This window comes from Anaerophilus nitritigenes, assembly GCF_004138215.1.
Lineage (GTDB): Bacteria > Bacillota > Clostridia > Peptostreptococcales > Thermotaleaceae > Anaerophilus > Anaerophilus nitritogenes.
This window is the reverse complement of record NZ_RYYS01000021.1, coordinates 1-13,297: the sequence shown is the minus strand read 5'-3', so window position 1 is coordinate 13,297 and position 13,297 is coordinate 1. Positions and strand designations below refer to the sequence as shown.

The 13,297-nt window shown below is 30.3% G+C and carries 5 protein-coding genes and 1 riboswitch; all 5 genes read left to right on the top strand.

The window, feature by feature from the left end; genetic code table 11:
* The coding region (locus EK368_RS02895) for an S-layer homology domain-containing protein (protein WP_165000301.1) at window positions 1–295 on the top strand (295 nt) is incomplete at its 5' end.
* Window positions 296–520: 225 nt separating this feature from the next.
* Window positions 521–715, top strand: a riboswitch (cobalamin riboswitch).
* Between the two features lie 257 nt (window positions 716–972).
* On the top strand, window positions 973–1,764 hold the full coding sequence (locus tag EK368_RS02890) for a DUF4430 domain-containing protein (protein ID WP_165000300.1): 792 nt from the start codon (window positions 973–975) through the stop codon (window positions 1,762–1,764).
* Window positions 1,765–1,851: 87 nt separating this feature from the next.
* Window positions 1,852–5,868 (top strand): outer membrane protein assembly factor BamB family protein, encoded by a 4,017-nt coding sequence (locus EK368_RS02885; RefSeq protein WP_129596238.1) that lies wholly within the window; start codon window positions 1,852–1,854, stop codon window positions 5,866–5,868.
* A 15-nt stretch (window positions 5,869–5,883) separates the two neighbouring features.
* A complete protein-coding gene (locus EK368_RS02880) occupies window positions 5,884–9,021 on the top strand; it encodes an outer membrane protein assembly factor BamB family protein (RefSeq protein WP_129596237.1) in 3,138 nt (1,045 codons plus the stop codon).
* Window positions 9,022–9,069: 48 nt separating this feature from the next.
* Window positions 9,070–13,297, top strand: a 4,228-nt coding sequence (locus EK368_RS02875; protein WP_129596236.1) for an S-layer homology domain-containing protein, incomplete at its 3' end; no start/stop codon positions are given.

The window sequence follows — 13,297 nt, the reverse complement described above, 5'->3', positions numbered from 1 at the left end:
CAGTGGAAGAAGTGCTACTGTATTTGATCCAAATGGAAACATTACAAGAGAAGAAATGGCAACCATCATTGGAAAAGTACTTACACAAAAAGGAAAAGAAAAAGCAAATGGTAATGAATTAGAAAAATTTAGTGACAAAACAAATATAGCTCCTTGGGCAGATGATAATGTATCATTATGCGTAAAAGAAGGAATTATTAGTGGAATGCCAGATAATACTTTTATGCCAAAACAAGAGGCCAATAGAGCTCAATCTGTTGTAATGCTTTATAATTTGTACAAATCTATAAAATAATGAAAAGAGTACGTAGTAACTTTTGTTTGAAATGATGAGAACAAAATAGATGTATGTAAAGTTTTTAGTATATTTTGACTTACATTATCGAAAAATGTCAAACTATTTTTGTAAAATATGTAATATGTTGGTTGAAAAAATAGTAGAAATATGAAATAATAAAAGAAATATGATTTTTAAATTAATGCTTGATAAAAATAAATGAGAACAATTCATAATAATAAAATTACATATGATCTTTTAGGTTCTTTGATTGATCAATCGAAGATGAAAAGGGAATTAGGTGAAAAGCCTAAACGGTCCGGCCACTGTAAGTGGAAAGCTACCTTCAATATGCCACTGAAATATATTTTATTTTGGGAAGGTGAAGGAAAGTGTTGATCCACAAGTCAGGAGACCTGCCTAAAAGTTTTGGTATACATCCTTCCGAGAAAAGGAAAGATACTCACAAATATTTATTTTGCGTGTAAACCCTATCTTTTTTGGAAGATGGGGATTTTGATTTTTAAAGCAGAGCTGACCAGAAAACTGGAGGCACTACTATAAAGTGGTGTCTCTTTGTGCTTTTTAAGAGGAGAGTTTGGTTACATTGTTATAAAGTTTTCAAATTCATATGAAAACTTCATAAATAGAAAAAATATTTAGAGAAAGATCAAAAAATGAAAGGGGACGAAAAAATGAAAAAGACATTATCACTTATGTTAGTCTTAACACTTATTTTAAGCTTTGCAGGTATACCTGCTTTTGCAGCAGATGCTGACATTGCAATGCTTACTCTAGATGATTCTAGAGATTTTACAGTAGTAGGGAATGAAAATGATGTAGAAGAAATGAAGGTAGTAGGTCTTACAAGTAGTTATCAAAAGATAGAAATTGAAAACAAAGAAGGAATTGTTTGGACAACTTCAGATGAACAAGTAGCAAAATTTTTAGATGAGGATGAAGAACCAATCAATACTGTTTCTGGGAAAGATAAAGTAAAAGTTGTATTAAAAGGGGCTGGAAGAGCTACTATTACAGCTAGCTTAGAAGGAAAAACTATCGATAGTTATATCCTAGTAGAAAAACTTAGTGACAATCCTACAGCTAAAAATATTCATGTAAAAATCATAGGAAAAACTATTGAAAAAGTTGACTCAAAAGATTTAACAATAAAAAATACTAGTTTAAAAGAAGTATTTGGTGAAAACTTTGATGATACAGACGTATTAAAAGAAAATGCATCTGCATTACATGCTCTTATTCAAGCTTTAGAAGAAAAAAATGGAAAAGAATGGGTAAAGAATAATGTAGTTGTAAAAAATGAAGGTGGTTATGTAGAAAAAATAGATACAGATGATTCAAGTACAGATTGGTCAAATGGATGGCAATATACAGTAAATGGTAATGAACAAAACCATGCAGCTTCTATTTATGAATTGAAGGATGGAGATACTGTAGTTTGGGAGTTTAAAGGCTGGAAATACTAAAATGAAAAATCTCTGAATATTTTTAAATACGAGAATTAGAAATTAATTCTCGTATTTTTATGAAGAGGTAGGAAGGAGAGATCTATATTGAATAGAAAAATTTTAAGTATTTTTATCATGATTTGTATGATTTTTACTATGATATTTTCATCTTTTGCAAATGAAGTAGAAATAGTAAAGAATGAAAATACAAAAGAAACAGTAACAAATGTAGTTTATGAAGAAGATACAAAAAAAGAGATAGAGCAAAAGGATCAAAAAGAAAAAGAAGAAAATATAAAAGACAAGGAAGTGCTAGTAGAAAACAATCTAAGACAAATAGAGAAACAAGTGGTTAATCCATCTTTATCATCAGAATTACCTTTAGAGTTGGTCAGTATATATCCAAAAAATGATTCAAAAGGAGTAGAATTTGATTCAGAACTTAAATTGATTTTTAATCAACCAGTTGAAATAGATGAAGAGCAGATAAAAAATAAAGCACGTTTTGTAATTCAATATGATGAAAAATATGAAGAATTTAATAATATGAAGTATTATAATGATTCAAGAAAAAGTGAATTTTTCATTAGTGAAGAAAATCCTAATACAGTAGTATTAAAAGTTTATGGAACTGATGGAGAATTAAAGAAATTAGAAAGAGGTCATTGCTATGAAATAAAAATACTAAAAAACAAAATAAAAGCAAAAAATAGCAAACAATATTTTTCAGGTATATACAATGAACCGGGAAGAGGCTATTGGAGATTTGATACAAAATATGGAAAACCTATCCCTAGATTGATTAAGATTCAAGATGAGAATATAAAAAGATTAAATGTAGGAAGAAATATTAAAATGAGTACTATAGCTTATGATATAGAAGGAAATTTAATAGATGATTATAAGGTAGATTGGAAAACAAATGATGCAAAGATTGCTACAATTGATGAAAATGGTTTGTTGACTGGAAAAAGTCCAGGAAATATTACAGTGGTAGCATCTGTATATGACAATCCTAGTGTTTATGCTAATTATTCACTAGAAATAAGAGAAAATTTTTCAAAAATACTTATGCCTATATGGAGTACTTCAATTGATAAAAAGCGATACAAGGGGTTTCCTATATTAGGAAAAGATGGATCTGTGTATATTGTTACGAATATATCAAGAAATTCATCGAATTATGAAATCACAGCTTTCAATTCAGATGGAACAATAAAGGAAGGTTTCAAAAGTCCAGAAATAGATAATTTTAGTTTTATAGAAATAGGAGAAGTAGAAGGTGTAGAGTATATTTTTGGGAGCTTAGAAAATAAATTATTTGCGATGAGTCCTCATACAGGAGAACTTATATGGGAGGTAGAGCTAGATTCAGAAATTTGGACAACTCCTGTCATAAATTCTTCTGGAATCATATTTGTAGGATGTAAGGATTCTAGAGTATATGCAGTAGATGGAAAAAGTAAAAGATTAATATGGAAATTTGATACAAAAAACAAAATTTTAAATGATATAAATAATGGAAATTATGGACAAATGCCTGTAGATGAAAAAGGAAATGTATATACAGTATCAGGAAATACCTTATTTATTATACAACCAAATGGAGAGCTTTTATGGAAGTTTGAAAATCCAGATCCTAAATTATATTTTATGGTTCAACCTGTGATAGGGCAAGACAAAACTGTATATATTGCGGATGAAAAAAATTTATATGCAATTGATCCATCAGGAAAAATCAAATGGTCAAAGGATGGTATTTATAGAAACCATAAGCTAAACTTGAATCAACAACAAATGGTATTAGGAGAAGATGGAATTTATATGAGTATAGCCAAGAAGGATTATCAAGGGAAGGAACAATATGAAACCTTTACAAAATTTGATCTTCAAACAGGAGAGATATTAAAGGAATATCCTTATCCTTCTTTTTTTGGAAGAGTAGGAAAAGATCAAAAGCTTTATACAGATAAAATTATATATGATGAAGCTGGAGATCCTATGGCTTATTATGATGATTATAAAAATGATATACCATATTTTGAATACTCCAAATTTACTTTGGGACAAGACAACAGCATCTATAGAATGTTGATAAGTGAAAGTTGTGTAGTAGGAATAGAAAAAGTAACACTTTATGATACAAAAGATTCAGTCATAGATGATTTGAGACTCTATGAAGAAAATATAGTTCTCTATCCAAATGAAGAACATAGGATCAAAGCAGAAGTAATAGATCAAAATAAAGCTGTATTATCCAATAAAAAAATTATTTTTAAAAGCAATGATTCTAATGTAGTGTTGATTGAAGAAGATGGAATGATGAAAGCAAAAAAAGTAGGAGAAGCAGAGATTACTATAGCCATAAAAGAAAAACCAAAAATTCATAAAAGTATAAAGGTACAAGTTATTGAACCACCTATTCCAGCAAAAATGTATTTTGTATATGATGATGTTAATAGAGGAAATGAAACTCAAAATCAAGAGATTGTAGATGTAGAAAAAGGATTAAAAGGAGCTTGTGGTGAAGAAGTAAGAACAATCAGAGCTTTTATAGAAGATCAACATGGAAAATTTGCCCCAAAACAACCTATAGAATGGAATTTGTCAGATAGCGATATTGCATCTATGCTCAATTACCAAGGTGGGAGTGGAGATGATAAAGTTCGATACAATGCAGTACTCACAGGAAAGAAAATAGGAAAAACCATATTGACAGCCAAGCTTGTGGATCATCCTGAAATCACTTGTAGCATTCCTATAGAAATTGAAGCCACACCTTATGAAATCAAATGGGAGGTGCCCCTTGAAGGCCATTGGTGGCAAAAAAGAGCATATCATGTGATGGGCAAAGAGGATGAAGTTTTTTATGTCAATGAAAATAGACTCTTGGCAGTCAATAAACATACTGGAAATTCGTTATGGATCTCTGAAATAGGAGCTTATTTGGGAGTGGACCTAGGAAATCCTACAATAGATGAAAATGGAGATATTTATTTGTATGGAAAAGATAGCACAGCTTTTATAAAAGTAAATCCCAAAAATGGAGAAGTCATATGGAAAAGAATAGAAGGAAATGATGGGATCAAAGCTTTTCAAATAGGAGAAGATGGAATTTATGCTTTGACTCAAAGAGGAAAGCTTTATCATTTAAACAAGGATGGAGATTTTTTATGGGATACGCCTTTAGAGATAGGACAAAACAGTAGTATTCTTTTATCTAAAAGTGGAGTTTTATATTTATCTATGAATGAAAAGGTTTTTATTCTTCAAAATGAAAAAAAGCTTAATAATATCTATACAGGAGAAGGCGAATTATCTATAGAAGAAATCACAGCAGATGAAAATATTATATTGCAACAAAACAAAGGACAACAATACAGCTTGATTTCTATTGATCGAAAAGGAAATGTCAACTGGATATATGAAGGAATAGATGGAAAAGTAGCATTAAGCTGTGATGACGGGGGCTCTGTATATGCAGTAGAGAAAAAATATGATGATTTTTTAAGATATATATATATTTATTTTTTAAATCCAGATGGCTCTGAAAGAGCAAAAAAAGCTTTAGACAAGGTAGGAAGACCAGATGGGGTATACAAGCCTTTGATTGGAAGTGATGGAAGTGTATATATATCTTTGGTTCGGTTGTATGTAGTAGATTCACAAACAGGTGAAAAACAATGGCAGGTATCTTTAAAGGATGCATTTTCTTATCAAGCTCCAGATACTATTACGGTAGATGAAGAGGGAATCACTTATGTAACAGCAGGAGAAAGAGGGCTAGTGGCTATAAAAGGAAAAGGAATATCAAATAAAGGTTTTAGCTTAAATATTGTTGGAGGAAATAAGCTTAATCTAGGAAGCTTTCAAGATATTAGTCTTGAGATGAAAAACAATTTAAAAGAAAATAAAGACATTATTTTAAAAGTAAGCTTATATGACGAGGAAAAAGAAATACAAAATACTTCCTTTGAAGATTATGTAAATATAGGAGAAACAAAAGCTTATGATTGTGGAATCCATATTCCAGAGGAAGGTAAATATCAAATCAATATAAAAGTTATAGACCAAGAATCAAAAAATATAATAATTCAAAAAAATATTGAAATAAAAAAATAGATAAGGAGGATTTATATGAGAAAAACTATAAAAAACATACTCATATACACCATGATCGTTTGTATGTTAATTGGTGTTTACACTCCTTTTTCCTTTGCACAAGAAAATGAAGGAATTACCTTTGAATGGGAGAGAACTTTTCGCACAGGATATTTTGATACATTAAGATATGATGAAATTCCTTCCATACATAAAGATGGAAGTGTATATGTAAATGTAACAAGTGGGTATTTATTTTCAGTATCACCTGATCGAACTATGGATTGGAAGTTAAATTTGTTTCAAAGAGGAAAAGAAAACAAAATAGGAGGAGTTAGCCCTGTATTTGATGAAAAAGGAAATGCATATATAGCATCAGGAGATAAAAAAATATATTGCATCAAAAAGAATGGAGATGTACTGTGGACTTATCCTATGAAGAATGAGGTAGCAATAGGAACCTCTACTGCATTAAAAGAAGATACTTTATATGCAGTGACTTTGGGAGGTACATTGTATGCTATTGACAAAAATACTGGAGAAGAAAAGTGGGAGGCTTCTATTAAGCAGAATTGGAGCTGTAATACTCCAGTTGTAGCTTCGGATGGAACTATATTTGTAGGAAGTACAAGTAATATTACTGCTATTAATAAAGATGGAAGTCAAAAATGGGATATTCGCTTAGATGGTGAAACTATTTACTATGGAAGTTGGAGTGGAACTGATGAAAAGAGAATGGCTGTAGGAGAAGATAACAATTTATATGTAGTCACGTTTAAAGGGGAAAATCATTATAGACTTCATAAATTTTTTGGAGAAAATGGAAAAGATCTATGGAGTATAGATATTTATAAAGAAGCAAGTGCTCCTGCTGTATATAAAGATAGAGTTTATTATAAAACACGGGACAATGTACTTCATGCAGTAGATACAAAATCAGGAGAGGAAAAATGGGGATATAAAGCCGAGGGAGAAGAGTATATATCACAAAAGCATCTTTATACACGTCTTCCTGCTATAGGAGTAGATGGAACCATCTATGTTCCTATGGGAAAAAATATATATGCTATCAATTCAGATGGAACAAAAAAGGTTCAAAGTAAAGGGGGAGAATATTTTATACATACCCTTTCAAAGCCTGGATTAAATGGAGAAATCTATGGAGTAGGAGAAGGGGGAAGACTTCTTAAATTTGTAGATCATACTATTGAGCAAATACCAAAGCATATCCATATTGAAGATGATGATTTTGCTATGATCAGGGGAGGAGAATATACTCTTTCTATTGATTTGAAAGATACATACAATCGTCCTATGGGCTTAGACAAGCTACAATATGAAAGTAATAATGAAGAAATAATAAAGGTAGAGAATGGAAAGTTAGAAGCGTTAAAGGAAGGAAAGGCTACCATCAAGGTTTTTGATGTAGAGCATGATCTATCAGATACAGTAAATATAGAAGTATTCAAAGATAGTAGTCAAGTAAAGCTTGAAATTTCTCCTAAGAATGTTGAGTTGATAGAAGGAAGAAATATTTTTCTAACAGCAAGTATAACTACACAAAGTGGAATGAAAATAAAAGGAGAAAAATTAGAATGGATGAGTAGAACTCTACCTATTGTCAATGTAGAGGGAGGAAGGGTAGAGGCAATTCAAACAGGAGAAGGGATCATAAGAGTTCGATTAAAAAATCATCCTCAATTGATAGATGAAGCAAAAATTATTGTAAAAAATGTAGAAGTGCAAAAGGTGACAGATAGAGATATAAAAAATGCTATGATGAAAACTATCGGTTATTATAGCAGACAAGAAAGCTATGATGATGATTGGAAAATGTTTGCTGTAAATGCAGCAGGTGTACAAAATAAACAAATGAAAATATCCATTCAAAAATTAGAAAATAAAATAAGAGAAAAGGGAGTAGGCTCTTTTATGACAGATTATGAGCGTACGACCATAGCTGTTTTATCAGGAGGAGGAGATCCTACTAATTTTGGAGGAGTCAATTTAATAGAAAAAATAGTAAATTGGCCAAATTTAAGTCAAGGAATCAATGCACCGATATGGGGACTCATTGCATTAGATGCTGCCAATGCAGAAATACCAGCAAATGCTATTCATACAAGAGATTCTTTGATTGATTATATTTTGACTCATATGAGTGGAGAAGGATGGGCATTTGGAGGAGGAAGTGTAGCAGATCCAGATATGACAGGAATGGCTCTATATGCACTAGCTCCTTATAGAGATAGACCAGATGTAAAATTAGCAGCACAAAGAGCGATAAAATGGTTAAGTCAAAATCAATTAGAAACAGGAGAATTTGGTTCTTGGGGAACTGCATGTTCTGAATCAATTTCACAGGTGATTATGGGATTGACTGCTTGGGGAATAGATCCACAAAGTCCTGAGTTTACAAAGAAAAAAGGAAATGCAGTAACAGCTTTGTTAAGTTATCAAGTACAAAATGGAATGTTTAAGCATACAGATGCAGCAGACCCAAACTTTGCAACTCCACAAGGATTACAAGCGCTAGCAGCATTAAATGAATATATGGAAAAAGGATATTCTACTATATTCTATAAAATTACTCCTGCTCAAGAGATACCTGTAGAAGTGAAAAATATAGAGATTGTTCCAAATTCTATAGAGATTGAAAAAGGAAAAAGTATTTATTTAACAGTAAAAAATCAAGATGGTATTGTTGTGCCTAAAGATAAGATAGTATGGAGCGTAAGTGATTCTTCTGTTGCAGAAATAAAGGACGGAGAACTTACTACAAATCAAGAAGGAAAAGTAAATGTAACAGCTATATTAAATGATAAAAAAGAAATAAAAGCAATTGCAGAAGTGGTAGTAGTTAAACAAGAATTTGAAGTAAATGAAGTAGATATTGATAAAAATGAGGACAAAGCAACTCTTTCTTTTGATATAAAAAACATATCAGATAAAAGAAAAAAAGCTGTGTGTATTATAGGATTGTATGATAAAAACACTCAAAGAATTATTTACCAATCTTTTATATCCAAAGAATTTGTTCCAGATCAAAAACATAAAGTACAAGCAAACTTTCAGATTCCTAAGGATGGAGAATATGAAATCAAGGCAATGATATGGAATGATTGGTTAAAAGGAAGAGCTTTAGTAGAGGCCATAGTAAAAGAAATAAAATAAAGATAAGGTGAGAATTTTCTCGCCTTATCCAAATAGAGGAGGGATCTAATGAATTCATTTCGAAAAAGTAGTATAGCTTTTTTTATGATTTTTATGATGATTTTTTCATGTATACCTATTTCACATGCTCAAGATAATATGACAAGTAATATTAACCACGAAGGAAATCAAGTTAATATTACAGGAAATACTACCCCTAATACAGTTGTGACATTGTTAGTTTTAAGAACAAATGATCAAAATAAAAGTTATTCTAATGAAACAAAATCTAATAATGAAGGAGCTTATGAGTTTTTTTTCCCACTTGGGGGAGGAGAATATGATGTTATTGTAACGAGTAATGGAATTCATAAACAAGATAAGCTACAGATTTTAGATGAAAATACAGTACAAGTAACGATTAGAGTAGAGGGAGCTACAAAGACCTTGCTTCCTTTGACAGAAGTGATCATAAATGAAGGAGAAACTACTCTTTTAGATGCTGTAAAAAAAGGTTTGGAAAAACAAAAGGTAGATTATGAAATGGATGGAGATATGATCCATAGCATCAATGGAGAAGTTGGCTGGCAGTGGATGATCAATGGAAAAGGAGGTATGGCTATTCCAAGTACCAAGCTTCATGCAGCAGATGAAGTAATATTGGTAGATGATGAAATATGGGATCCAGTCATTACAAGGTTTAAGCTTAGTAAAGAACAAGTAAATTCAGGTGAAGAATTTACAGTATATTTAAAAACAGATACAAATGGAGAGCCTGTCTCCAATCAGTCTATTGTTTATAGTGGTGTAGAAAAGCAAACAGATGAAGAAGGAAAAGTAATATTTAAAGGATCAAGTACAGGAAAGATAGAAGCACCTTTAAAAGGAAAATGGATTCGTCCAGTTCCTGTAATGATTAAAGTGAATTCACCATCTGATGGAAATGATAATACTACACCAGAAAAAGAAGAAAAATTTATTACAGTAGATATGAGAATGGAAGGATACAAAGGAACCATCTTTAATAAAAAAATAAGCTTTAATTTAAAAGATTATAGAGGAAACGATGGCAAATACAGAATTATTGACTTAAAAGGAGAAGAGTATGTATTTGACAATCCAACAGCATTGTTAGCAACTATTGTAGCATGGAAACAAGGAGGAATTAGTGATAATATTGTAAATTCTAAGAATAAAGGTTATTATATTGCAAGAATGGCAGGAGAACAAGAATTTGATTTTAAGGATGAGTATCCGACTTGTGGATGGATGATTCGAGTAAATGATGTGTTGATCAATAAAGCTGTGGGAGCATTTGAAATAAAAGATAATGATAAGATAGAATGGTACTATACATCTATTGATCCTGGAGTATCCTTTGGATATATAGATGTAAGTAACACAAGCTTAAAAACAGGAGAAAAATTATATGTAAAGGTGAACGGAAGAACCAATAATTTTGGAGGCTCTGGAAGTAATGAGCCTATAGAAGGAGCAACTGTATATGTAGGAAATGAGACTTATATTACAGATCGATATGGAAAAGCAGAAATTTCTATGAACAAAGCAGGAGAATTTGATGTATATGCTATCAAATTAGATGAAAACTCAAAGCATGAAGGATATACTTTTCCTATAGTATCTAGAACAGAAAAAATAAAAGTGACGGTTACAGGAGAAGATGTTTCAGGAGGAGATGATATTACAAATCCAGACTATCAAAAAGAATATGATATCGTCAACAATCCAAATACAAATGAAAAAGATGCAATAAAAGCTACAAAAGATGCAATTGATAAATTCACTAAAAACATAGATGCTATAAAAACAGAACAAGATGCTCAAAAGATTGTTAAAGATGGAAAAGATATAGGTGAAATAATAAAAAAAGCAATAGAAAAAGTAAATACTGAAGAAGGAGCAAAGGATGTATTCAAAGAAAGTATCAATATAGTAAATGGATTGGCAAAGACAGGAGAAAAATTATCTAAAGAAAATGATAAAAAAGAATTAAATCAACTGGTAGCAAAAAACATAAACAATACAATGAAGCTTGTTGATTTTATTCATGATTCAAAAGAAGTAATCCAATTAACAGCAGCGTGTATAGATGCAAGTGGAAAAGTAATCAAAGCCATTGAAAAAGAAAATGCTAAAGAGGTTATAGAGAATATATTAAAACTTGTACAAAATACAGTAGAAAAATCAAGTATGAAAAAGATTGAAAAAGAAAAAGTTAAAATAGAAGATGAAAAGGCAGTTGCTAAAGTAGAGGAAGCTACGATTCAAGAAGCTTCAAAAGATACAGCAAATGCTGTAACAATAATGAATGAAAAATTAAAATTAAATGGTATAAAAGATCATGCGCTTGAAAATAAAGTGGTGATAGAAATACCAAAGGTAGAACAAAAACAAATAAAAACTATATTACCAGAAAATATAATAAAAATATTAAAAGAAAATAATATAGAAAAAATATCTATAAAAACAGAAAATGCAGTATTTAATATTACACCAAATACATGGATTTCAAAAGAACAAGTAATATCTTTAAGTGTCAAAGTTATAGAAAGAAATCATTTAACAGAAATTCAAAAAAATAAAGTATCAAAAGAGAGTATAGTAATAGATTTAACTGCAAAGGTAGGAGAAGAGAAGGTAATTCAATTTAATGAACCTATGGAGGTATCTATTCCATATAATAACGAAGTGAAAGCTAAAGAAGTAGTACAAGTATTTTATTTAAAAGATGATGATAGTATAGAAAATATGGGTGGAGTGTATGACTATATTACTAAGATGGTGAGTTTTGAAACTATTCATTTTAGTAAATACTTTGCTCAAAAAGTAGCAGAAGAACCAAATATAAATAAAGAAGCATTAAAAGCTATAAAAGAAATAGCAAGTACTAAAGAGAAAAAGGATTATACAGAAGAAAGTTATAAAGATTTAGAAGAAGCATTAAAAATGCTAGAGACAACACAAGAAGAAGTAGATAAAAAAGTAATAGCTATAAATAAAGCGATTGAAGGATTGATAAAAAAAGCAGAAACAGAAATAAACAAAGAAGCATTAAATGCTATAAAAGAAATAGCAAGTACTAAAGAGAAAAAGGATTATACAGAAGAAAGTTATAAAGCTTTAGAAGAAGCATTAAAAATGCCAGAGACAACAAAAGAAGAAGTAGATAAAAAAGTAGTAGCTATAAATAAAGCGATTGAAGGATTGATAAAAAAAGCAGAAACATTAGAACAAATTATAGTAGAAGGTTTAACAGAGGATATGAAAGTAAGTACACCACAATTAAGCTTTAAAGCATATGTAAAAGATCATATAGGTGGTAGTATTACAGTAACATTGAATGAAAAAACAATAAAAGAACAAGATGGAAAATATTATGTTACATTACAAGAAGGAAAAAATACAATTATCATTAAAGGAGTAGACAAAGAAGGAAAGGAAGTAGAGAAAAAATATAATGTAATCTATGAAAAATCTAGACCATCAATAGGTAGCTCAGGTGGAGGTGGCTTATCACTACCAAGTGGAATAAAAGTAGAAAAAGATAAGGATTCAAAAGTAGAAAAAAATAATGTAGTTATAGAAATACCAAAGGATGCAATAGATGAAGATATTTATGTAAAAATAGAGAACAAAAAAAATGTATCCAGTTTTAAATTAAATGATAATGAAAAATTAGTAAGTTCTGTATATGAGATTACAAAGGATAAAAATAAAGATTTTAAAAAAGCTATTACTATTACATTACCATTTGAAAAATCAAAAATAGATAAAGATCAAGAAAAGATCAGTATATGCTACTATGATGAAAATCATAAACAATGGGTAGAGCTTGAAAATATGAAAGTAGATTTTGAAAAAGCTAAAGTAAGCGGACAAACAACTCACTTTGCAAAATTTGCAGTAATTTCAAAGAAAATAGAAAAACAACAAACTCCTAAAGTAGAAAAGGAAAAATTAAAAGTAAGCTTTAGTGACTTAAATGATTATGAATGGGCAAGAAAAGCTATAGAAGATATGGCGAGTAAAGAAATAATTAGTGGAAGAAGTAAAGATGTATTTGACCCAGGAGCATCTATTACAAGAGCAGAGTTTGCGACCCTTATAACTAAAATGCTTGGATTAAACATAGAAGATATAAAATTAAGCTTTACAGATGTAGAGGATCATGCTTGGTATACTCCATACATCAAAACAGCTTATAAAAATGGATTGATCAGTGGAAGAAGTGCTACTGTATTTGATCCAAATGGAAACATTACAAGAGAAGAAATGG

Excerpts from the sequence above, each read along its gene's own strand:
- EK368_RS02890 (WP_165000300.1), top strand. The coding sequence starts at position 973 with ATGAAAAAGACATTATCACTTATGTTAGTCTTAACACTTATTTTAAGC.
- EK368_RS02880 (WP_129596237.1), top strand. The coding sequence starts at position 5,884 with ATGAGAAAAACTATAAAAAACATACTCATATACACCATGATCGTTTGT.